This is a genomic window from Streptomyces sp. NPDC001222 (genome assembly GCF_042896945.1).
Lineage (GTDB): Bacteria > Actinomycetota > Actinomycetes > Streptomycetales > Streptomycetaceae > Streptomyces > Streptomyces gibsoniae.
Genome location: NZ_JBIAXT010000014.1, coordinates 168,807 through 189,736, shown reverse-complemented (window position 1 = coordinate 189,736; position 20,930 = coordinate 168,807). Strand labels below are relative to the sequence as shown.

At 72.1% G+C, this 20,930-nt stretch carries 22 protein-coding genes; 12 read left to right on the top strand and 10 right to left on the bottom strand.

The window, feature by feature from the left end; genetic code table 11:
• Window positions 1–219 precede the first annotated feature (219 nt).
• Window positions 220–498 (bottom strand): hypothetical protein, encoded by a 279-nt coding sequence (locus ACFY2Z_RS20980; RefSeq protein ID WP_390745607.1) that lies wholly within the window; start codon window positions 496–498, stop codon window positions 220–222.
• 337 nt (window positions 499–835) lie between these two features.
• Here ACFY2Z_RS20980 and ACFY2Z_RS20975 point away from each other — a divergent pair, with 337 nt between their 5' ends.
• A complete protein-coding gene (locus ACFY2Z_RS20975) occupies window positions 836–1,018 on the top strand; it encodes a hypothetical protein (protein WP_390745606.1) in 183 nt (60 codons plus the stop codon).
• A gap of 183 nt (window positions 1,019–1,201) precedes the next feature.
• Window positions 1,202–1,777 carry a hypothetical protein gene (locus ACFY2Z_RS20970; protein WP_390745605.1) on the top strand — a complete coding sequence of 192 codons (576 nt, stop codon included), beginning with the start codon at window positions 1,202–1,204 and terminating at the stop codon, window positions 1,775–1,777.
• A gap of 499 nt (window positions 1,778–2,276) precedes the next feature.
• On the opposite strand, the gene ACFY2Z_RS20965 is transcribed toward ACFY2Z_RS20970, so the two are convergent.
• Window positions 2,277–3,425: a Ku protein gene (locus ACFY2Z_RS20965; protein WP_390745604.1), complete on the bottom strand. Its 1,149-nt coding sequence runs from the start codon at window positions 3,423–3,425 to the stop codon at window positions 2,277–2,279.
• Between the two features lie 51 nt (window positions 3,426–3,476).
• On the opposite strand from ACFY2Z_RS20965, the gene ligD reads away from it, so the two are divergent.
• Window positions 3,477–4,361: a non-homologous end-joining DNA ligase gene (ligD, locus tag ACFY2Z_RS20960; protein WP_390745603.1), complete on the top strand. Its 885-nt coding sequence runs from the start codon at window positions 3,477–3,479 to the stop codon at window positions 4,359–4,361.
• Window positions 4,362–4,381: 20 nt separating this feature from the next.
• Here the strand turns inward: ligD and ACFY2Z_RS20955 are convergent, their stop codons facing one another.
• Window positions 4,382–5,185, bottom strand: coding sequence for a nuclease-related domain-containing protein (locus ACFY2Z_RS20955; RefSeq protein ID WP_390745602.1), 804 nt, complete (start codon window positions 5,183–5,185; stop codon window positions 4,382–4,384).
• A gap of 97 nt (window positions 5,186–5,282) precedes the next feature.
• Here ACFY2Z_RS20955 and ACFY2Z_RS20950 point away from each other — a divergent pair, with 97 nt between their 5' ends.
• From ACFY2Z_RS20950 to ACFY2Z_RS20935, 4 genes are all read left to right on the top strand, one after another.
• Window positions 5,283–5,789 (top strand): dual specificity protein phosphatase family protein, encoded by a 507-nt coding sequence (locus ACFY2Z_RS20950; protein WP_390745623.1) that lies wholly within the window; start codon window positions 5,283–5,285, stop codon window positions 5,787–5,789.
• A 132-nt stretch (window positions 5,790–5,921) separates the two neighbouring features.
• Window positions 5,922–7,310: an FtsW/RodA/SpoVE family cell cycle protein gene (locus ACFY2Z_RS20945; RefSeq protein WP_390745601.1), complete on the top strand. Its 1,389-nt coding sequence runs from the start codon at window positions 5,922–5,924 to the stop codon at window positions 7,308–7,310.
• Window positions 7,307–8,896, top strand: a complete 1,590-nt coding sequence (locus ACFY2Z_RS20940; protein WP_390745600.1) for a penicillin-binding transpeptidase domain-containing protein — start codon at window positions 7,307–7,309, stop codon at window positions 8,894–8,896. Before ACFY2Z_RS20945 ends, ACFY2Z_RS20940 begins: the two co-directional genes overlap by 4 nt.
• 73 nt (window positions 8,897–8,969) lie before the next feature.
• A complete protein-coding gene (locus ACFY2Z_RS20935; protein ID WP_390745599.1) occupies window positions 8,970–9,230 on the top strand; it encodes a DUF3291 domain-containing protein in 261 nt (86 codons plus the stop codon).
• 3 nt (window positions 9,231–9,233) lie between these two features.
• Here ACFY2Z_RS20935 and ACFY2Z_RS20930 read toward each other — a convergent pair whose 3' ends face one another.
• Window positions 9,234–10,148: an ADP-ribosylglycohydrolase family protein gene (locus tag ACFY2Z_RS20930; RefSeq protein WP_390745598.1), complete on the bottom strand. Its 915-nt coding sequence runs from the start codon at window positions 10,146–10,148 to the stop codon at window positions 9,234–9,236.
• 265 nt (window positions 10,149–10,413) lie between these two features.
• On the opposite strand from ACFY2Z_RS20930, the gene ACFY2Z_RS20925 reads away from it, so the two are divergent.
• From ACFY2Z_RS20925 to ACFY2Z_RS20910, 4 genes are all read left to right on the top strand, one after another.
• Window positions 10,414–11,343 (top strand): diiron oxygenase, encoded by a 930-nt coding sequence (locus ACFY2Z_RS20925; protein WP_355911358.1) that lies wholly within the window; start codon window positions 10,414–10,416, stop codon window positions 11,341–11,343.
• 85 nt (window positions 11,344–11,428) lie between these two features.
• Complete coding sequence (locus tag ACFY2Z_RS20920; RefSeq protein ID WP_390745597.1) at window positions 11,429–12,169, top strand: TetR/AcrR family transcriptional regulator; 741 nt, start codon at window positions 11,429–11,431, stop codon at window positions 12,167–12,169.
• A 34-nt stretch (window positions 12,170–12,203) separates the two neighbouring features.
• A complete protein-coding gene (locus ACFY2Z_RS20915) occupies window positions 12,204–12,521 on the top strand; it encodes a hypothetical protein (RefSeq protein WP_390745596.1) in 318 nt (105 codons plus the stop codon).
• Window positions 12,522–12,619: 98 nt separating this feature from the next.
• The gene (locus ACFY2Z_RS20910; protein WP_390745595.1) at window positions 12,620–13,345 is read left to right on the top strand and encodes a coiled-coil domain-containing protein; all 726 of its coding nucleotides are present in this window, start codon (window positions 12,620–12,622) and stop codon (window positions 13,343–13,345) included.
• 37 nt (window positions 13,346–13,382) lie between these two features.
• Here the strand turns inward: ACFY2Z_RS20910 and ACFY2Z_RS20905 are convergent, their stop codons facing one another.
• From ACFY2Z_RS20905 to ACFY2Z_RS20885, 5 genes are all read right to left on the bottom strand, one after another.
• Complete coding sequence (locus tag ACFY2Z_RS20905; protein WP_390745594.1) at window positions 13,383–14,618, bottom strand: styrene monooxygenase/indole monooxygenase family protein; 1,236 nt, start codon at window positions 14,616–14,618, stop codon at window positions 13,383–13,385.
• Between the two features lie 96 nt (window positions 14,619–14,714).
• On the bottom strand, window positions 14,715–15,362 hold the full coding sequence (locus tag ACFY2Z_RS20900; RefSeq protein ID WP_390745593.1) for an ATP/GTP-binding protein: 648 nt from the start codon (window positions 15,360–15,362) through the stop codon (window positions 14,715–14,717).
• Window positions 15,343–15,747 (bottom strand): DUF742 domain-containing protein, encoded by a 405-nt coding sequence (locus ACFY2Z_RS20895; protein WP_355911340.1) that lies wholly within the window; start codon window positions 15,745–15,747, stop codon window positions 15,343–15,345. Before ACFY2Z_RS20895 ends, ACFY2Z_RS20900 begins: the two co-directional genes overlap by 20 nt.
• On the bottom strand, window positions 15,744–16,247 hold the full coding sequence (locus ACFY2Z_RS20890; protein WP_390745592.1) for a roadblock/LC7 domain-containing protein: 504 nt from the start codon (window positions 16,245–16,247) through the stop codon (window positions 15,744–15,746). The genes ACFY2Z_RS20895 and ACFY2Z_RS20890 overlap by 4 nt, the downstream gene beginning before the upstream one ends.
• The gene (locus ACFY2Z_RS20885; protein WP_390745591.1) at window positions 16,244–19,168 is read right to left on the bottom strand and encodes a nitrate- and nitrite sensing domain-containing protein; all 2,925 of its coding nucleotides are present in this window, start codon (window positions 19,166–19,168) and stop codon (window positions 16,244–16,246) included. Before ACFY2Z_RS20885 ends, ACFY2Z_RS20890 begins: the two co-directional genes overlap by 4 nt.
• A gap of 369 nt (window positions 19,169–19,537) precedes the next feature.
• Between ACFY2Z_RS20885 and ACFY2Z_RS20880 the strand changes: the two genes are divergently transcribed.
• Complete coding sequence (locus ACFY2Z_RS20880; RefSeq protein ID WP_390745590.1) at window positions 19,538–20,326, top strand: protein phosphatase 2C domain-containing protein; 789 nt, start codon at window positions 19,538–19,540, stop codon at window positions 20,324–20,326.
• Window positions 20,327–20,346: 20 nt separating this feature from the next.
• On the opposite strand, the gene ACFY2Z_RS20875 is transcribed toward ACFY2Z_RS20880, so the two are convergent.
• The gene (locus ACFY2Z_RS20875) at window positions 20,347–20,838 is read right to left on the bottom strand and encodes a MarR family winged helix-turn-helix transcriptional regulator (protein ID WP_390745589.1); all 492 of its coding nucleotides are present in this window, start codon (window positions 20,836–20,838) and stop codon (window positions 20,347–20,349) included.
• Window positions 20,839–20,930: the final 92 nt, after the last annotated feature.

Genomic DNA, 20,930 nt, shown 5'->3' with positions numbered 1-20,930 from the left:
AGCGGATTTTTCCTGATCCGCCCATTTTATCGGAGACCGGTCATGTGAACCGGGTCGAGACTATGCCGGGTCGGTCACCACAATCCTCCGGCAAGAGGCGGTCAACCGGTGGGGAGCCGGTCGAGCAGCACCTTCGCGGGGAGCGGGCCGAGCACCACCTTCGCGGTGTTGTTCCTGCCCATCCGAATGAGGCGCCCGCCCTGAATCGCACAACGGCTTCTATGTACCGGTCCGCCAGTAGGTGCGCCCGGGGCCGCCGTCGGTCCAGCCGGGATCGGCGGTGATCGAGGTCCCGCCCACGAACAGGCCCAGGCCCAGGCCGCCACCGAAGGGGCCGGAGCCTGACCACCCGGCCCGGAAGGTCGCCGGGTCGGGGGCGATGCGGTCGTCCGGTCCGGTGAGCCGGGCCCGGTCTTCGTCCGAGAAGTGAGAAGTGCTTCTTCCCGAGCAGCGATCGGGGCCCTCTCGGTAGGTCCTGTCGTCGCGGGTCAGGGGCACTTCTCGCGTTGGTGGCCTTCGCCATGAGACCCAGGGCCGGCCGGATCGCGGGACCCGCGCATCATCGCTAGCGGACGATGTCGTTCAACTCCCCCGACTGGCGAATGCTCATGCGAGCGTTGGCGGCCTCGGGAGACCCCCGTACGGCCGGTGAAAGAGGGGGTTACGGGGTCCAGAATTTCCAGACGATCCCTGCTCTGATACTCAGGTACGACCGCCGCGGGCGCCATGCTAGGCGGCACAGCCGGCCCAGGCCGCGGAGGCCGCCGAGACCGACGCGCAGACCGCCGCGTCGACCGACTTCCCCGGCGGGACACTCTTCAGCGGGACGGTCACCTTGTCCGGCACCGACATGGGCGGGGAACTGGACATCAAGTTCAGTGTCTCGACGGTCGAGACACCGACGGCCAACCGCATCACCGCACTGGAGATCGCCAAGCTGCTCAACGACTTCGCCGCCTCGCGCGGCCGGCCGTCGATCGCGTTCTACGGCACCCCGCCGTCGGCTCCGCTTAACTGACGTAGCGACCCACCAGTCCCGCCCCCTCGCGGCAGCGGGGGCGCCACGGAGATCAACCGGCGCACGCTGAGCTTCTTGACTCCGCCCACCGACCGGGGACCCTCCGTGAGGATCTCCACTTCATCTGACTGTCCGTCATTTACACTGGCGCCGTCACACACCGTGAGGGGCCAGGTGATCAGCGTGAACGAATTCAATCGAAGGCCGCGACGTCACCTCGTGCTCGGTGCAGCACTGATCGCCGCGCTCGTCGTGCAGTCCTGTGCGCTCATCTCGGAGCAGGCGCAGATCGACGATCTGCAGGCTCATCAGATCGACGTCGGCCCCTCGGGTCCGCCCGGCCCGACCGGGCCGGCCGGTCCACAGGGCCTGCAGGGCAAGGACGGGAAAGACGGCAAGGACGGAAGAGACGGACACGACGGCCAGGACGGCCAGGACGGTCAGGACGGCCGGGAGGGCAGGGACGGAACGGACGGTCGGGAGGGCAAGGACGGCACGGACGGCAAGGACGGGCAGAACGGGCAGAACGGCCAGAACGCCAGCGGCTCCCCGAGGCCGTCCGAGTCCCACAGACACCACAGGCACAGCTCCACCAGGGTGCTCCCGAACGACGTGCCGTCCCCTCTACCGTCCCCCTACCTCGGCTCGGATCCCTTGCCGCCTGCCGCCACCGCGGCCGACGGCCTCCCTCCCCAGGGTCCCGACACCCCGCCGCCCGGCGAGACGCCGTGGGGCGACTTCGGGGCCCCGGGTGCGTGACGTCGAGGTGCGAGGGGAGAGTCGGCGGGAGGCACGGGGCGCGTAGTCGTGGGGCGTCGCCCCGCGCCTCCCGTCTCCACCGTCTCGTCCGTCTCGCAGGCCTCCTCGCAGGCCTCCTGCGCCTCGGCGCTCTCGCCCGCCTCCTGCGCCTCGGCGCTCTCGCCCGCCTCCTGCGCCTCGGCGGTCTCGCCCGCCTCCTACGCCTCCCCAGTCTCGCCAGTCTCCTCCGCCTCTCCAGTCTCGGCAGTCTCGACATCGGCCCTCTCGGCTGTCTCGGCGTCGGCCCTCTCGGCTCTCTCGGCCCTCTCGCCGGCCTCAGCGGTCTCGCCTGCCTCCCCGTCTCGTCCGTCTCGCCGGCCTCCCCGGTCTCGGCGGCCTCCCCCGTCTCGTCAGCCCCCCTCGTCTCGCAAGCCTTGCCAGCCTCCCCCGTCTCGCCAGCCTCCCCCGTCTCGCCAGCCTCCCCCGTCTCGACCGGGCAACTTCCGCCCCAGCACCCGCGTCACCCCGCCCGCTGCCGCCCGGACGTCTTCTTCGCGGGCGTCTTCTTGGCCACTGCCTTCTTGGCTGCCGTCTTCCTGCCCGCCGGCTCCGACCCCGCCGCAGTCGACTTCGCCGCGGTCGACTTGGCCGCGGGCGTCTTCTTCGCCGTCGCCTTCTTACCCGCCGTCTTCGTCTCCGTCGTCTTCTTCGCCGTCGTCTTCTTCTCCGTCGTCTTCTTGGCCGTCGTCTTCTTCGGCGCGGCCCTCGCCGCCGTCGCCTTCTTCGCGGTGGACGTCGACTTCTTGCCGCCCACCTCCTTCGGCGTCGCACGTGACGACTTCCGGGACGGCAGCTGTCGCACCTCCGCCTCCCCGCCCGGCTCCGCGCCCCGGGACTCCCGCGCGGCGCGCACGCTCTTCTCCAGGGCCGCCATCAGGTCCAGGACCTTGCCACCCTCGGGCTCGGGGGCCGGCGGGAGTTCCCGGCCCTCCACCTTCGCGGTGATCAGCTCCTCCACCGCCTCGCGGTACTCGTCGTGCAGCTCGTCCAGGTCCACCTCCCCCAGCGTGTCCATCAGCGTGTCGGCGAGGTCCAGCTCCTTGTCGCGGATGGGGACGTCGGCCTCCGGCGCCACCCCCTCCGCCGCACGGATCTCGTCCGGCCACAGCAGGGCGTGCATGGTGAGCACGTCGTCGACCACCCGCAGCATGCCCAGCCGCTCCCGGCCCCGCAGCGCGTACTTCGCGACGGCCACCTTCCCGCTGCGTCTGAGCGCCTCCCGCAGCAGCGCGTAGGGCTTGCCGGCCGGGGCGCCGTTCGCCGACAGGTAGTACGCCGTGTCCATCTGCAGCAGGTCGATCCGGTCGGCCGGTACGAAGGCCACGATCTCGATGGTCTTGGCGGTCGGGAGCGGCAGCTGCGCCAGGTCCTCGTCCGTGATCGGCACGACCGAGCCGTCCGCGTCCTCGTACCCCTTGCCGATCTCCGGCGACGAGACCTCGCGGTCCTCCAGCTCGCAGAACTTCCGGTAGCGGATGCGGCCGCCGTCCTCCAGATGGATCTGGCGGAAGGAGAGCGAGTGGTTCTCGGTGGCGTTCATCAGCTTGACCGGGATGCTGACCAGGCCGAACGAGATGGCGCCGTTCCAGATGGATCGCACGTGCCACACCTTTTTCCATCGTTGCGCCGATATCAGGCGGTTTCGTGGGATTCTCATCGTATGACGCCGATCACCGAGGTGGCGGGGCACCGGCTCGCGCTCAGCAACCTGGAGAAGGTCCTCCATCCCGCGACCGGCTTCACCAAGGGCGAGCTGCTGCACTACTACGCGACCACCGCGGACGCCCTGCTGCCGCACCTCCGCGACCGTCCGCTGTCCTTTCTGCGGTACCCGGACGGCCCGGACGGCCAGGTCTTCTTCGCCAAGAACGTGCCGCCGGGTACGCCCGACTGGGTCACCACGGCCGAGGTGCCACGTGCGGAGGGCCCCGCGCGCATGGTGCTGGTCCAGGACCTGGCGAGCCTGATGTGGGCGGCCAACCTCGTCACCGAGTTCCACACCCCGCAGTGGCGCGTCGAGACCCCCGACGTCGCGGACCGGCTGGTGTTCGACCTGGACCCGGGCGCACCGGCGACCGTCGTCGAGTGCTGCCGGGTCGCGCTGTGGCTGCGGGAGCGGCTCGCCGCGGACGGGATCGAGGCGTACGCGAAGACGTCCGGCTCCAAGGGGCTGCATCTGCTGGCCCCGGTCGAGCCCACGCCGTCGCAGCGGACGACCGAGTACGCCAAGCGGCTCGCCGTGGAGGCGGAGCAGGCGATGCCGCGCCTGGTGCTGCACCGTATGACGCGGAGCCTGCGGCCGGGGAAGGTCTTCGTGGACTGGAGCCAGAACGCGGCGCGCAAGACGACGGCGGCGCCCTACACGCTACGGGCGCGTCCGGAGCCGACCGTGTCCGCGCCGGTCACCTGGGAGGAGGTGGCCGACTGCGGCTCGCCGGGGGCGCTCGTCCTGTGCGCCCGGGACATCGCCCCCCGCCTCCAGGCGTACGGCGATCTGCTGGCCCCGCTGCTCGATCCCGCCCGCGCCCGGCCGCTGCCCGCCTGAGCCGCTCGCCCTGCGCCCCGTCACACCCGGACCCAGGTGTGCCGGTCCCGCGCCATCGCGTGCAGGGCCTCCACGTCGGCCGGCTTGAGGACGCCGCCCAGGCGCGCGAGGCCGGACAGGTCGGTGTCCGTCAGCACGCGGATCCCGCGCAGCGGGGCCGTGACCTCCAGACGGGCGGGTTCCGTCACCGCCAGGACCGGGTGCACCTCGGCGGTGAGGGCGTACGACGCCCGGTCCGCGTCGGCGCGCACCCGGCGCAGCAGCGGGCTGGGCTCGCCACGGCCCACCGTCACCACCGGGTCGGCCACGAGGACGCGCTGTCTGCGGGCGGGCAGCGCGTGGACGACGAAGAGGCCGCCGGGGCCGATCACCAGGTGGTGGACGCGGTTCCCGCCGGGCAGGGGCACCGAGTGCAGGGTGCGCCAGCCCGCGCCCTCCAGTTCGTCCAGTGCCTCCCCCACCGCCTGTTCGGCGGCGAGCGCCCGCCGCCGGGGGTCGGGGCGCAGCCGGTGCGCGGGCCCCGGGTCGCGGTCCAGGGCGATCAGCAGGGCCTCGCCGGGCCGGTTCGGTGCCAGGTCGTCGTCCGGGTGGAGGGAGAGCCGCGCCAGTTCGGCGGGGGTGGGGACGGGCGGCGGCCCCACGGTGATCGGGCCGGTCAGATACGGTCGCAGCGCGTCCAGGACGTCCTGCAGCCGGTCGTCGCCGAGCACGTTGACGCGGCCCGTCTCGCGGTCGTACCAGGCCAGGTTCCTGCCGTGAGCGTCGCACACGTACAGGCGTTCCAGGCCGTGTCGCCAGGTCGGTATGACGCGCAGTCCGTCCATGCACCATCACCCCATGACCATGGGAACAGGCGGGGTGCTCCAGGGGCAAGAACCCGGTTACCTTTGTGAGCAGTTGGGGACTCGGTGGGAGGCGCCGTTGCGGACCCGCAGAATGCAACCCGAGGTTCCCGCGCCGGACGTCCCGTGGAGCGAGATCGTGCCCGGCCTGTGGATGGGCGGGCACGAGTTCGCGGGACGTTCCGGGCAGCGGGAATTCGCCGTCGTGAGCGATGAGTTCGATCTCGTGCTGACCTTGCTGCGGCTGCCGGGATACGGGCCGGACGCGGGGGTCGAGCACCATGTGTGGCCCATTCCGGACGGGCCGCTGGACGGGACGCAGCTCGCGGGTGTGATGCGGCTCGCGCAGACGGCCGACGACGCGCTGGAGGACGGCCGGCGGGTTCTCGTCCGCTGTTACCACGGGTACAACCGTTCGGGGCTGGTCGTCGCCCAGGCGCTGATCCGGGCCGGTCACACCGCCGAGGAGGCGATCCGGATGATCCGCGCCCGCCGTGGCCCCTGGGCGCTGCACAACGAGCTGTTCGTGGAGTACCTGCGGGCGGGCCTGGACACGGCCCGGCTGCTGGAGGAACTCGCGGAGTGACACGACCGGCGGTCCTGTCCGGCATTGGGCGGACCCCGGTCGAGGGCCGACGACGGCGCGACATGTACCGGAACGGCCCGATTGACCCCCTATAACGGGACATGCCGCTCGCGCGCTTGCTACGTTCCGCACATGATCGAGCCCGGAACGCGAGGAGCGGAGGCGGCGCAGAAGGCCCAGCCGGTGACGGAGGCCCTCGCTCCCGTCGCGCTGCGTCCGCCCCGGCGCCGTGGCATCGAGTGCGCCCTCATCGTCCTCGCCGTCCTGCTCTCCGTGTACGGCTACTGCGCCGTCGGGCTCGCCGACCACGGCAGCGTGCCGCCCGGAACCGTGCGCTACGGCGCCGGGCTCGGCCTGCTCGCGCTGCTCGCGCACGGCGCGGTGCGGCTGCGGGCCCCGTACGCCGATCCGCTGTTGCTGCCGATCGCCGTCCTGCTCAACGGCATGGGCCTGGTGCTGATCTACCGCCTCGATCTGGCGACCCCCGGCGACCGGGCCGCCCCCACCCAGCTGTACTGGTCGACGGTGGGCGTGGCCCTGTTCATCACTGTGGTCCTGCTGCTCCCCCATCACCGGGTGCTCCAGCGCTACACCTATGTCTGGATGGTCGCCGCGCTATTGCTGCTCATCCTGCCGATCTTCTTCCCGGCGGTGAACGGCGCCCGGATCTGGCTCAGGATCGCCGAGTTCTCGATCCAGCCCGGGGAGTTCGCGAAAGTGCTGCTGGCGGTGTTCTTCGCGGGGTATCTGGCCACCAACCGGCATGCGCTGGTGCCGACGGCCGGCCGTGCGGGACGGCTGCGGCTGCCCGCGGGGCGGGTTCTCGGCCCGGTCGTGGCGGTCTGGCTGCTGAGTGTCGGCGTGCTGGTCCTGGAGCGCGACCTCGGGACCTCGCTGCTGTTCTTCGGCCTGTTCGTGGTGCTGCTGTACGTCGCCACGGGCCGTACCGGCTGGATCGCCGTGGGTCTGGTGCTCGCCGTCCTCGGAGCGCTCGCGGTCGGCCGGCTGGAGCCGCATGTGCACAGCAGGGTCACGGACTGGCTGCACCCCTTCGCGTCGATCGAGGCAGGGCAGGGCGCGGGCCAGCTCGCGCAGTCGCTGTTCGCGTTCGCCGCCGGCGGGGCGCTCGGCACCGGGCTCGGTCTCGGGCACTCGGTGCTCATCGGTTTCGCCGTCAAGTCGGACTTCATCCTGGCCACGGCGGGCGAGGAGCTGGGGCTCGCGGGACTGTCCGCGCTCTTCCTGGTCTACGCGCTGCTCGTGGAGCGCGGCTATCGGGCGGGCCTCGCGCTGCGCGACCCGTTCGGGCGCCTGCTCGCCATCGGGCTCGCGTCGATCGTCGCGCTCCAGGTGTTCGTGATCGCGGGCGGGGTGACGGGGCTGATCCCGCTCACCGGCATGGCGATGCCCTTCCTGGCCCAGGGCGGCTCCTCGGTCGTGACGAACTGGATCATCGTGGCGCTGCTGATCCGGATCAGCGACTCGGCGCGCCGCCAGTACGACGGAACGGCCATGCCATGAGCCTCCCACCGGATCTCGACGTCACCCGGCGCGGGGAGATCCCCACCATCCGCCGGGCGGCGGCCCTGTGCGCGGTGCTGCTGTTGGCGCTGCTGGTGAACGCGACCCGGGTGCAGATCTTCGAGTCCGAGTCGTACGGCGGCAACCCCGCCAACCACCGGCAGGCGATCGACCGCTACGGCCGGCCGCGCGGCGACATCATGGTCGACGGACGATCGGTGACCGGTTCCCGGGACACCGGCGGCATCTTCCGCTACGAGCGCACCTACACGGACGGCCCGCTGTACGCGCCGGTCACCGGCTTCGCCTCGCAGCGGTACGGGACGACGCTGCTGGAGAACACGCAGGACCCGGTGCTGACGGGCACCGATCCGACGCTGTCGCTGTTCCCCCTGTGGAACGACCTGGTGCGCAAGCACCCGCCGGGCGGCCGGGTCGTCACCACCCTCAACGGGGCGGCGCAGCGGGCCGCCTACCGGTACCTGGCCGGGCGCACGGGCGCGGTGGCCGCGATCGAGCCGTCCACCGGGCGGATCCTGGCGCTGGTCTCGGCGCCGTCGTACGACCCCGGGCAGCTGTCGGGGGTCTCGGCGTCCACCGCCCGGGCCTGGGCGCGGCTGACCGGGGACGCGGCGCAGCCCATGCTGAACCGGGCGATCCGGCAGACGTACCCGCCCGGCTCCACCTTCAAGGTGGTGACGGCCGCGGCGGCACTGGACTCGGGGCTGGTGTGGAACCCCGACGATCCGACGCCGTCCCCGGATCCCTACCTCCTGCCGGGCACGACGACGCAGCTGACCAACGAGACGGACGGCTGCACGAACGCGTCCCTGCGGTATGCCTTCGCGTGGTCGTGCAACACGGTGTTCGCGAAGCTGGGCGTGGCGGTGGGGCTGCGGACGATGGCGGCGACCGCGGAGGGCTTCGGCTTCAACGACCCCAGGCTGCGGGTGCCGTTCGCGGTGGCGCCGAGTACGTTCGACCGGAAGCTGGACCAGGCGCAGCTGGCGATGTCCTCGATCGGGCAGTTCGACACGAGGGCGACGCCGCTGCAGATGGCGATGGTCGCGGCGGCCGTGGCGGGCGGGGGTTCGGTGCAGGCGCCGTACCTCGTGGAGAGGACGACGACGAGCGCCGGCGCGACGGTCAGCATGACCGGCCCGCGCACCCGGTACCGTGCGATGAGCCCGGCGACGGCGGCGCTGCTGCGGCAGATGATGACGGACGTGGTGCAGGGGGGCACGGGCCGCAACGCGGCGATTCCCGGCGCCTTGGTGGGCGGCAAGACGGGCACGGCCCAGCACGGGGTCGGCAACTCCGGCATGCCCTACGCCTGGTTTATCTCCTGGGCGCAGCCGGACGGCGCGCCGGAACCGGCGGTGGCGGTCGCGGTGGTGGTGGAGGACGCGGCGGCCGAACGCGGGGAGATCAGCGGCGGCGGGGACGCGGCGCCGATCGCGAGGGCCGTGATGCAGGCGGTACTGGCCTCCCGGTCGGGATACGGGCTGCCGGACTCACGCCCGGGGTCCGGGGCCGACCCGCGCACGTCGCACGGACGCAACCCCCTCTTGCCCACGGCCCGTTGAGCGGGCGCCGACCGGGTCCGCGGGGCGAGACGTGGCCGCCGCGCATCGGGCACGGCGACCCACCGTTCGGTCCATGACGCACACCGACCGCCCCCGCAGCCGCCTTGAACTCGCCCAGGTCGGCGTCGCCCGCCTCCTGGCTCCGCTGGACTCACCGCAGCTCAAGGACTTCGTGGACGCCCTGGCCCCGGTGAAGGAGCGCCTGCTGCATCTGCGCGCCCATGGGCCGACGGAGTGCGCCTTCACCCTGCGCACCTCGTCCCGGCCCGGGGAGGCGGCGCCGGCGGCCTGCCCGGTGGGGGTCGTCGACGAGGATCTGGGCCGCCCGGGGTGAGCGTCAGCGGGCGTGCTCGCCGGGGAGCGGCTCCCTGCGCCGTAGCCACTCCGGTGGTACGCCGTCGAGTCCCGTGGCGGCGGCCACGATGCCGCCCGTGATGGCGCAGGTGGTGTCGACGTCGCCGAAGCCCTCGGCCGTGGCCCACAGGGCGGCCGTGAGGTCGTCCGGGTGCCGGGCCGCGGTCCACACGGCGAACGGGACGGTGTCGTCGGCCCTGATCCGCTGTCCGTTGCCGAGGATGTCGGAGGCCTTCCACGGTTCGGTGGTGAAGGGGAGCTCCGCCGCGCGGACGAGGCCCTCGCGCACCGCGCTCGGCGGGGTCAGCGAGACCACCGTGCCGATGTCCGGCCGGCCCCGCGCGCTGAGCGCGGCCGCGAGGGCCACGGCGACCGCGCCCGCGACGCCCTCGGGGTGGGCGTGGGTGACCTCGGCGGACAGGGCCGCCTGCTCGACGACCCGGGGCAGGTCGGCATGGAACCACGCGCCGAGGGGGGCCACCCGCATGGCCGCCCCGTTGCCGAGGCTGCCCTCGCCGTCGAACAGTTCCCGCGACAACTCCCGCCAGCGCTCGGCCTCGTCGAGCAGCCTGGGCAGCAACTCGTGCATCCCGCGGCCGTATCCGCGGGCCGGGTCGGCGTCGTAGCCCAGCGCGAAGGCCTGGGCGAGGGACTCCTGGTGGATCTCCCCGTGCTCGTCCAGCACCCGGAGCAGGGCGAGGGCCATCGCCGTGTCGTCGGTCCAGTGCCACTCGGGCTCCTCGGGCGTGCGCCGCGCGCGTATCTCCGCCAGCGCCTGCGCGGGGGCACGGAAGAGCGGGAACCAGCGCTCTCCGAAGGCGTCGCCGAGGGCGAGGCCCGCCAGGCTGCGGCGGGCGGCTGCGCTGTCCGCCGTGGGGACCCGGTCTCGAACAGCCACCGTTCAAGCCTCCGTTCACCGGTCACGAGGGAGAGGTCCTGGCCGGTCGCGGCGACCGGTATCTCCTCGACCCGCTGATTCTCCTTCGCCGTACGGTGTTCCGCGTCCGGTTTTCGGCCGTCCTGCGGCCCTGAGTTCGGCGCCTCTGGTAGACGCGGCGTCAACAAGTGGCACTCAGGGGATTGACGGCCTTGCTGACACGCAGTCTCATAAGACGTGACCGCCGGTAACAGCGGCCCGTACGACGACGTGGTGGGGAACAGCGATGACGACCGTGACCGAAGCCGACGTACTGCGCGACGCGCTCGGCCTGATCAAGGACCGGGAACAGGTGGCCGAGCGGCTGCTCGCGTCCTCCGCCAGGCACTCCTTCGACCCGGACAGCGAACTGGACTGGGACGCGCCCTTCGAGGACGGCAAGTGGTTCTGGCCCCCGGAGCTGGTGTCGCTGTACGGCACGCCGCTGTGGAAGCGCATGGGCGAGGAACAGCGGATCCTGCTGTCCCAGCACGAGGCCGCCTCACTCGCCTCGCTCGGCATCTGGTTCGAGATCATCCTGATGCAGCTGCTGGTGCGGCACATCTACGACAAGGCGGCCACGAGCGCGCATGTGCGCTACGCGCTGACCGAGATCGAGGACGAGTGCCGGCACTCCAAGATGTTCGCCCGGCTGATCACACACGGCGGCACGCCCTGGTACCCGGTCAGCCGGGTCCACCAGAGCCTGGGCCGCGTGTTCAAGACGATCTCGACGACCCCGGGGTCCTTCACGGCCACACTCCTCGGTGAGGAGGTGCTGGACTGGATGCAGCGGCTGACCTTCCCCGACGAGCGGGTGCAGCCGCTGATCCGCGGCGTCACACGCATCCATGTCGTGGAGGAGGCCCGGCACGTCCGCTACGCGCGCGAGGAGCTGCGCCGGCAGATGCTGACCGCCCCTCGGTGGTCGCAGGAGTTCACCCGGATCACCTCGGGCGAGTTCGCACGGGTGTTTTCGGTCGCCTTCGTGAACCCCGAGGTGTACGCGAACGTGGGTCTGGACAAGCGGGAGGCCGTGGCCCAGGTGCGGGCCAGCGGCCACCGCCGGGAGGTCATGCAGACGGGCGCGCAGCGCCTGACCGGCTTCCTCGACGACATCGGGGTGCTGCGGGGGGTCGGCCGGCGGCTGTGGAAGGCCTCGGGGCTGCTGGCTTGAACGCGGCGCGCGGCCGGGCGACAACCGGACGCCCGCCGCCCGGGCGGCCGCCCCTTCCCGCAGCGTCCCGATTACGCTGCGGAACATGACCTCCGAGACCCCGACCCGCGCGTACCGCAGGCTCAGCGTCGAAGAGCGCAGGACCCAGCTCCTCGACGCCGCGCTGTCCCTGTTCGCGCACCGCGCTCCCGAGGAGGTCTCGCTGGACGACGTGGCGGAGGCGGCCGGGGTCTCCCGGCCGCTGGTGTACCGCTACTTCCCGGGCGGCAAGCAGCAGCTCTACGAGGCCGCGCTGCGCTCCGCGGCCGAGGAGCTCCAGCAGTGCTTCGCCGAGCCCCCGGAGGGGCCGCTCACCCGGCGTCTGGGCCATGCCCTGGACCGATACCTGGCCTTCGTCGGCCGGCACGACGCCGGGTTCAGCGCCCTGCTGCAGGGCGGCAGCGTCGTCGAGACGTCCCGCACCACCGCCATCGTGGACGGGGTGCGACGGTCCGCCGCCGAACACATCCTCAGCCACATCGGCGCCGAGGAGCCGGGACCGCGGCTGCGGATGACCGTGCGGATGTGGATCACCACCGTCGAGGCCGCCTCGCTGATCTGGCTCGACGAGGACAAGCAGCCGCCGGCCGAGGAGCTGAGGGACTGGCTCGTGGAGCAGTTCGTGGTGTGCCTGTTGGCGACGGCGGGGCGCGACGCGCAGACCGCCGCCGTGGTTCGGGCCGCACTGGCCCTGGAGAGCGCCGAGGGGCCGGTCGGCGCCCTGGTCCGCCGCGTCCTGCCGGTCCTCGGTGACGCGGGGCACCTGCTCCGCCCCGGTGCCGCGTGACCCGGTCCGCTGCCCGGCGGAGGACACTGGTGCCGTGAAGAGCCAAGACACCCCGTTCGTGGGCGGCCCCCTGGACGGGCGCGTCCTTCCGGTCCTGCTCGGCCTGACCGGCCATCCGCCGAAGACGTACCGCGTCCCGGTCCCGGACGCGGACGGCGGGCCGCCCACCGTCCTCGTCTACCGCCGTGTCCCGGCGGGTCCTCCCGGCAGATTCGGACTCCACCCCGGCTGGAAGTACAGCTACGACCCCGAGGGGGACCTCGGCAGACGTCAGCGGTGGCCGTGGCCGAAGCCGCGCACGAAAGCGGGTGGCACGCCGCACGGCGACGGACCGGACACCACCACCGGGTGACCTCACTGCGCCGACCGGACCACCGGGCGCGCGCCCGGCCGGTGCGCGTCCCATGCTGCCGGTGCGAGGGGAAGAACGCCCGCACCGGAGGTGATCACATGGCAGAGCGGGTGCTCCGCCTGATGTGCGCGGCGGCGGTGACGGCCTCGGTCCTGCTCACTCCCGCGCCCGCGCTGGGGGCTCCCGACCCGTCCCCCGACTCCGGTCGGGCTCCGGACGCGGACCGTACGCTCTCCGATCTGCTGACCGACCTCCGGGGGACCTACCGGCGAGTCGAACAGGCGACCGAGACCTACAACGTCACCGCCGAGCAGCTGAAGAAGCGGCAGGCCGAGGCCGCACGGCTGGACGGACAGCTCACCCGGGCCCGGCTCGCCCTGGAGGAAAGCCGCCGCGCGGCCGGGCTGCTGGCCCGGCAGCAGTACCGAAACAGCATGGAGATCTCCTCGTACGTACGTCTGCTGATGGCCCGGAATCCGCAGCCGGCCCTCGACCAGGGCCATGTGATCGCACAGCTGGCCCAGGAGCGGGCGGAGCAGGTGCGCGACATGACCGACGCGGAGAAGCGCGCCGCCGAACGGGCCCGCGCGGCGCACAAGACCCTCGACGCCCAGCGCGCCCTGACCGACCGGCAGCGGAAGGAACGAGACGACGACGAGCGCCGGCTGAGCGACATCGAGAACCGCCTCGCCTCCCTGAGCCCCGGCCAGCTCGCCACCCTCACCGACTACGAGCGCGCCATGGCCGAAACGGCCCGGCAGCGACTCCTGGCGCACGAGACGGCCCCGGCAGCGCAGCCGGGGCCGTCCGGGGACAGTCGGTGACGGCCGGCGGCAACCGGTGCCGCCGGCCGGAGGCCGATCAGGCCCCGGCGACCGAGGCCAGGTACTTCTCCGTCAGCTCCGGGTCGTAGAAGAAGTTCTCGAAGTCGGCGGGGTCGTTGAAGCCGTTGGCGAAGCGGTCGGCCACCGGGGGAAGGGAGCCCGCCGCGCCGATCAGGTTCAGGACGTGCTCCGGCGGCACGCCGAGCATGGCGTTCGTCCACTTGGTGACGTGCTGCGCCACGTCCCAGTAGCGGTCGAAGGTGGACTGCATCCAGACCTCGTCGAACTCCTTGTCGCCGTGTTCGAGGATCGAGGCGAGGTAGCTCGCGGCGCACTTGGAGGCCGAGTTGGAGCCCTGACCGGTGATCGGGTCGTTCGCGACGACCACGTCCGCCACGCCCAGGACCAGCCCGCCGCCGGGGAGGCGGCCGATCGGGTTGCGGACGGTGGGCGCGTAACGGCCCGAGAGGGTGCCGTTCGCGTCGGTGAGCTCGACCTTGGTGGCCCGCGCGTACTCCCAGGGGGTGAAGCGCTCCATGAGCTCCAGGGTCAGGGCGAGGTGCTCGGAGGGGTCCTTGACGCCCTTGAAGACGTCGAGCGGGCCGCCGGGTATGCCCTCCCAGAACAGGATGTCGGCGCGGCCGGAGGTGGTCAGGGTCGGCATGACGAACAGTTCGCCGACGCCCGGCACCAGATTGCAGCGCACCGCGTCGTAGTCCGGGTGCTCCGGGCGGGGGCCCATACCGTGGACGTAGGCGACCGCGAGGGCGCGCTGCGGCTCGCTGTACGGGGAGCGCGAGGCGTCGCGGCCGAACATGGAGACCAGTTCGCCCTTGCCCGCCGACACCAGCACCAGGTCGTAGGTGCGGGAGAAGTAGTCGAGGTCGGAGACCGCCGCGCCGTGGATGACCAGCTGGCCGCCGCGCTGCGCGAACGTCTCCATCCAGCCGGCCATCTTCACCCGCTGGTCCACCGACTGCGCGTAGCCGTCGAGCCTGCCCACCCAGTCGATGACACGCTGCGACTCCGGACCCGCCACGGAGACACCGAGCCCCTGGATCTTCGGGGCCTGGGACTCCCAGAAGTTCAGCTGCAGATCGCGCTCGTGCTGAAGCGCCGTGTGGAACATGCACTGCGTCGACATGACCCGGCCGGTGCGGATCTCGTCCGCGGTCCGGTTGGACATCAGGGTGACCTCGTACCCGTGCGACTGGAGGCCGAGGGCGAGCTGGAGTCCGGACTGGCCGGCTCCGACGACGAGTATCTTCCGCATGCGGGTGGTGCTCCTATCGGGACGAGGGGGAGTCTTATGGATCAGCGCGGCACCGCGTAGATCCAGCGGCACCGCGTAGATCCATAAGACGCTCCCTCATTCGGGGGTGACGTCGAGCGCGTGGCCGACCAGGGCCAGGAGGGTCTCGATCGCCGAGATCCGGCGCCGCGCGTCCATGATCATGACAGGTATATGTGCGGGGATCGTGAGGGCGTCGCGCACGTCCTCGGGCTCGAACCACTCGCTGTCGTCGAAGTGGTTGACCGCGACCACGTAGGGCAGGCCGCTGCTCTCGAAGTAGTCGAGGGCCGGGAAGCAGTCCGCGAGCCGGCGCGTGTCGGCCAGCACCACCGCGCCTATCGCGCCGCGCACCAGGTCGTCCCACATGAACCAGAACCGCTGCTGGCCCGGCGTGCCGAAGAGGTAGAGCACCAGGTCGTCGTCGAGGGTGATACGGCCGAAGTCCATCGCCACCGTGGTGGTGAGCTTCTCCGGCGTCTCGGTGAGATCGTCGGTCTCCTGGCTGGCCTCGGTCATCAGCGCCTCCGTCTGGAGGGGCGTGATCTCCGAGACGGCGGTCACCAGGGTGGTCTTGCCGACACCGAAGCCGCCCGCCACCACGATCTTCGTGGCGATCGGGGCACGCGTGCGGTCCGTCTGCCAGGCCTGGAGGTGCTCCTGCTCGTCGAGGTCGACGGGGAGCGGTGAGACGCCCGGGGAGGCGTCAGAGACGACGGAGTCCACTCAGCACCCTTTCCAGCAGAGCGCGGTCAGGCTGTCCGGGGCCGTGACCGGTTCCGTACACACGGATCTTTCCCTGGTCCGCGAGGTCGCTGAGGAGCACGCGGACCACCCCGAGCGGCATCTTCAGCAGCGCCGCGATCTCGGCCACCGTGCGCATACGACGGCAGAGTTCGACGATGGCCCGCATCTCGGGCATCACTCGGGTGGCCAGTGAACCATTGGTCAGTTCACGGCGTTCTTCGGGGGCCTCCAGAGCCGCCACGAAGGTCTCGACCAGCAGCACATGCCCGAAGCGGGTACGGCCGCCGGTGAGCGAGTAGGGGCGTACGCGGGCGGGTTTGCGGTCGCCGCCGCGCACAGGAAGCTTCTTCGGTGCACTGCTCATCGGGCGCTCCCCGTCGACTGGGCCTCTAGGGACTTGCGCAGTTCGCTGCGGAGTTCCGGCGTCAGGACGTGTCCGGCGCGGCCGACGAAGAGCGCCATGTGGTACGCCACCACGCTCATGTCGCAGTCCGCGGAGCCGTGCACGCCGAGCAGCGAGCCGTCGCTGATGGACATCACGAAGAGGCTGCCCTCGTCCATGGCGACCATGGTGTGCCGGACCCCGCCGACGTCCATCAGCTTCGCGGCGCCGACGGTGAGGCTGCCGATGCCGGAGACGACGGTGGCGAGGTCGGCCGACGACCCCCTGGGGCCGCCGGGTTTGTCGGCGCGGCCCGCGCGGGCCTGTGCGTTGCGGCCGGGGTCGGACGAGAGGAGCAGCAGGCCGTCGGAGGAGACCACCGCGACCGACAGCAGTCCCGGCACCTCCTCGACGAGGTTCGTCAGCAGCCAGTGCAGGTTGCGTGCCTCACTGCTCAGTCCGAAGGTACTGGGCGCGGTCAACTGCTTGCCTCCTCGACTGTGCCCCCCGATGGATCAACGTCCGGTGCGGTCCCGGGTGTTGCGTTCTGAGGTGGTGCTGGGGGGCGCTGCGCGGGCGCCCTGTTCTCCCCCGTCCTCTCGGCGATCTCCGCCTCGACGTGCTGGTAGCCACGCGCGGCGCCGCGGTGGAAACCGCCGAGCCTGCGGCGCAGCGCGTCGGCGTCCACCCCGCCGGCCCGCGGACGGGGCGCCGGGGCGGGCGCGGAGATCTTCGGGGTGCGCTTGGGCAGGCCCTTGGCGGTGAGCCGGGGTGCCTCGGGGTCCGCGGGGTCCTGGGGGGCGGGGGACGCCGCGGGCTCTCCCTCGTCGACGGTGCGTTCGTGGGAGTCGGGCCCTATGGCGTACGGGTCCGCGGCGGGCCCGCCGGTGGCACCGGCGTCGGGCGCGGGCTGCTCCGCCCGGGGGGACGGAAGCAGCAGCTCCATCGTCGTCTCGACGAGGGGCTCCGGGGACAGGGCCGCGAACTCCTGGGCCGCGACGGCGGACCCCCGCACGGGCAGGTCGTTCCGTGCGGCTTCCGCGTTCGGTACGGCATCCTTGCTGCGTACGGCTTCTTCGTTCCGTACGGCCTCTTCGTCCCGTACGAAGCCTTCGCCGGGTGCGGTCTCTTCGTCCCCCACGGCCTGCACGGCCTGTTCCGCCGCCGCGATCAGCGGGTCCTCGTCGCCCCGCGGCTCCTGGACGGTGATCCGGGTGCGACCGGTGAGGACGTTGGAGTTGGCCTCCGCGTCGGCGCCGGGCAGGGAGACGGCGGCCGCGCCGCCCGGCACCGGGCCCGTCCCCGCCGTGGGTACGGCCGCCGCCGGGGCCGCGGCGAGCAGGGTCTTCGGCAGGACGACGACCGCCGCCACACCGCCCTGCTTCTGCTCGCGCAGGTGGACGCGGACACCGTGCCGGTGGGCGAGGCGGGCCACCACGTACAGGCCGAGCCCGAGGCCCTCGCCGCCCTCCTGGTCGTACGGCTCGGTCGGATCGAAGTCGGCGAGCCGGGCGTTGAGCCGGCTCATCCGCTCGCCGGTCATGCCGATGCCCTCGTCCTGGACGGAGAGCATCACCTCGCCGCTCTCCAGCAGCCAGCCGGAGATCTCCACGGTGACGTCCGGCGGCGAGAAGGAGGCGGCGTTCTCCAGCAGTTCGGCCACCAGGTGCGAGAGGTCGTCGGCGACGAAGCCCGCGACATGCGCGTGCGGCGGCAGCGCGGCGATCCGGACGCGCTCGTACCGCTCGATCTCGCTGACCGCGGCCCGCACCACGTCCACCAGCGGCACCGGTCCGGCGTGCTGCTGGACGTGTTCGGCGCCGGCGAGGACCAGAAGGTTCTCGCTGTGGCGGCGCATCACCGTGGCGAAGTGGTCGAGCCGGAAGAGGGTGGCGAGCCGCTCGGGGTCCTGCTCGCGCTCCTCCAGGCCCTCGATGACGGCCAGCTGCCGCTCGACCAGGCCGAGGGTGCGCAGCGCGAGGTTCACGAAGGTGGAGTTGATGCTGTGCCGGACCTGCTCCAGGTGACCCGAGGCCTCGTCGAGCTGGGCGCGCAGCGCGGCGCGCTCGTCGGCCATGGTCTGGCGCTGGCCGACCAGGTGCTTGCGGTCGGTCTCCAGGGTCCCGAGGCGCTCCTGAAGGGCGACGGCGTGCGCGTGCAGGGCGTTGACGGAACGGACGACCTGGGCGAACTCGTCGTTGCGTCCGGTGAACTTCACCGGTTCCTGGCCGGCCGGGTCGGCGGCCACCCGGGCCGAGCCGAGGCGCAGCACGGCCAGCGGGCGGGTGAGGCTGCGGGCCATGGCCATGGCGACGCCCACGGCTACGAGCATCAGCGCGCCGAGGACGGCGATCCGGATCTCCAGCGCGGTGACGTCGTCGTCGCGCAGCTGCGCCAGGTCCTTGCTCCGGCTCTCGTAGAGCGAGGACTCGACGCCGCGCATCAGGTCGACGCGGGCGGAGAGGGCCGCGTCGACCTTCTTGGTGCTGAGGGCGAGGTCGCTGTCGGAGAGGGTGGGCTGGTCGGTGAGGCCGGCCAGGTACTTCTCGGCGGAGGTGACCTCCGGGCCGGTGACCGTGGAGTCGTAGGAGGACTTGGCGGTCTGTGTCGCGTTGTCGTGGAAGTCGGCCACGGCGGCGTCGGAGCGTACGGCGGCCTGCTGGGCGGCGGCGGTGAGCGCGTCGCGCTGCTTGATGTCGGCGGTCGAGGAGCCGCTGACGGTGGTCGGCAGACCGGTGATGGGACTGATGACGGTCCGGGTGGAGTGCGGGACGTTCAGGGCCGCGAGGAGCAGTCCGCGGGCGGCGGCGGACTGCTGCACGGCGGTGTCCAGCTCGGCCAGCGCGTAGGCGCCGGAGCCCGCGCGGGGCGGGATCTTCCCGGCCAGCTGGTCGGCGAGGGCGTGCAGCTCGGTGATCACGGCGGAGTACGCCCGGTGCACATCGAGAGCGCTGCTCTTGCCGACGAGCGCCGCTCGCCGTACGGAGCCGACGTCGTCGAGGTCCTTGCCCAGCGCGGCGGGGAGGTCCTGGTCGGCACGCAGGTCCTGGATCTCCCGGTCGACGCGGGCGCTCTGCTGCTCGGCCGGCGTCTGCGACTTGGGGCGCCCCGCGGCCACATACGTGGTGACCGCGTCGCGCTCGTCCGCCAGTGCGTGGGCGAGGGTGAGGGCGTCCTGGGTCTGCTCGGCGAGCGTCACGAGGTTCTGGGAGTCGTTCAGCTGCCCGGAGGCGGCGACGACGCTCGGCGCCCCGGCGCCCGCGATCGCGGCGGCGACCACGGCCACCGCGACGATCAGCCGAGTGCGCACGTGGGCGGTACGGCCGCTGCCCGTGGACCCGGACGAGACACCCCGTTCGGTGGCCGTCTGCTTGCCTGTGCGCCGAGGCCGCGTCTTCTGCACCGGTGCTCGCATTCCTGACTCGTGTACCCATGGCCGGGTGACGGTCCGTCATCGGGGACGTCGACCCGGTACGACGGCTTCCGACCCTCCCAGTGGCGATGCACAGAGGTCTCACTTCGCCTGACCCGCCACCCGAAGGAGTGAACATCGCCGGGGAGTTGGCGGGCAAGTTCCTGTGGCCCGTGCGAGTGGCCCGTATGGCGGGCCGGTTGGACGTCGGCGGCACGCTTTGGCAGTATTCGCCACCACGCTTCACCGGAGTCGATCATTCCATGCCAAACCAGGCGCCTGACCTGGTCCGTCGCACCGATTCCACGGTCGTTGCCAGCCTTTCGTGGACCTTGTGAAGGGCTGGTGCAGACTGGCCGGATGCGTATGGAACTGATTTCCGAGCCCGGCGAGGCGACCCGCCCCAATGAGGACTTCGCCGCACTCTCCGTTCCGGCTTCAGGACAGGGCGGAGCGCTGGTCGTGCTGGACGGGGTGACTCCGCCTGCGGGCGACGACGGGTGTCTTCATTCGGTCCACTGGTTCTGCGCACGACTCGGCGGGGCACTGACCGAACTGTCCGTTTCCCGGCGGGATCTGCCCCTGCCGGAGGTCCTCACACAGGCCCTGCGCCGTACCGCCGAGGGCCACGCGGCCACCTGTGACCTTTCTCACCCGCGCACGCCGCAGGCGACCGTGGTCCTCGCACGCTGGTCCGAGGCCACGGTGGAGTACCTGGTGCTCTCGGACTCGGTGCTGCTGGCCGAGGCCCCCGACGGCACGGTCACCGCCCTGCTGGACGACCGGCTCGCCCGCGTCCCGCGGGCCTCGCTGGCCTCGGACGCGATCGCGGACGCCACGGTCCGCAACAAGGAGGGCGGCTTCTTCACGGCGGCCGCCGACCCCTCGGTCGCGGCCCGGGCGGTGACGGGCGAGCTACCGCGCACGGCGGTGCGCACTCTTGTGGCCCTCACGGACGGCGCGACCCGCTGGACGGAGAAGTTCCGCCAGGGCGACTGGACGGACCTGTTCACGCTCGTGCGCAAGGAGGGGGCGGCGGCGCTCGTGGAGCGCGTACGGGCCCTGGAGGACGCCGACCGGGAGCGGCGGGAGCACCTGGGCCGCAGCAAGACGCACGACGACGCGACGGTGGTGTACGCGGGCCTGTGAAGCGGCCCCCGGGCCGTCGCCTACTTCTCCATGCCTCGGTTCAACTGGTTCAGCAGCCGGGCCAGTTCGGCCACCTCGCGCTGGTCCCAGTGGGCGAGCTGGCGCACATAGCGGGCACGGCGGGCCTCGCGGACCCGGCCGACGCGGCTGCGGCCCTCCTCGGTGAGATGGACCAGCCAGGCACGGCCGTCGGCGGGGTCGGGCTCCCGGGCGACGAGACCGAGGTCCTCCAGGGCGCGCAGCTGGCGGGACATCGTGGCCTTGCCGACTCCGATGTAGGCGGCGAGTGCCGTGGCGCGCTGGCGGCCGCACTCGTCGAGCCGTACGAGAAGGCCGTAGGCGGCGGTCTCCAGATCCGGGTGGACCTCGCGGGCCATCTCACCCTGACTGGCGCGGGCGCGCCGCAGGAACACGGTCAGCTCGCGCTCCAGCGACAGGAACTCCTGGTCCGCACCGCCGCCCGAGAGCCCGGATCGGGCCGGCCACTCCTCGCCGTGTGAGTCCTCGTGCACGTCAGCACCCCTGCCCCGGTTGTCCGATCCTGAAAGTTTCTGCCACATCTCACCCATTGCCGCAGCTCCGCCAGTATTTCGCAGGCGTAGAC

What these genes read in the sequence shown, in the direction of transcription:
- ACFY2Z_RS20940 (WP_390745600.1), top strand. Translation starts at nt 7,307, where the DNA reads ATGAGCCTCCCACCGGATCTCGACGTCACCCGGCGCGGGGAGATCCCC.
- ACFY2Z_RS20905 (WP_390745594.1), bottom strand. Translation starts at nt 14,618, where the DNA reads ATGCGGAAGATACTCGTCGTCGGAGCCGGCCAGTCCGGACTCCAGCTC.
- ACFY2Z_RS20945 (WP_390745601.1), top strand. Translation starts at nt 5,922, where the DNA reads ATGATCGAGCCCGGAACGCGAGGAGCGGAGGCGGCGCAGAAGGCCCAG.
- ligD (WP_390745603.1), top strand. Translation starts at nt 3,477, where the DNA reads ATGACGCCGATCACCGAGGTGGCGGGGCACCGGCTCGCGCTCAGCAAC.
- ACFY2Z_RS20955 (WP_390745602.1), bottom strand. Translation starts at nt 5,185, where the DNA reads ATGGACGGACTGCGCGTCATACCGACCTGGCGACACGGCCTGGAACGC.
- ACFY2Z_RS20935 (WP_390745599.1), top strand. Translation starts at nt 8,970, where the DNA reads ATGACGCACACCGACCGCCCCCGCAGCCGCCTTGAACTCGCCCAGGTC.
- ACFY2Z_RS20880 (WP_390745590.1), top strand. Translation starts at nt 19,538, where the DNA reads ATGCGTATGGAACTGATTTCCGAGCCCGGCGAGGCGACCCGCCCCAAT.
- ACFY2Z_RS20920 (WP_390745597.1), top strand. Translation starts at nt 11,429, where the DNA reads ATGACCTCCGAGACCCCGACCCGCGCGTACCGCAGGCTCAGCGTCGAA.
- ACFY2Z_RS20910 (WP_390745595.1), top strand. Translation starts at nt 12,620, where the DNA reads ATGGCAGAGCGGGTGCTCCGCCTGATGTGCGCGGCGGCGGTGACGGCC.
- ACFY2Z_RS20925 (WP_355911358.1), top strand. Translation starts at nt 10,414, where the DNA reads ATGACGACCGTGACCGAAGCCGACGTACTGCGCGACGCGCTCGGCCTG.
- ACFY2Z_RS20895 (WP_355911340.1), bottom strand. Translation starts at nt 15,747, where the DNA reads ATGAGCAGTGCACCGAAGAAGCTTCCTGTGCGCGGCGGCGACCGCAAA.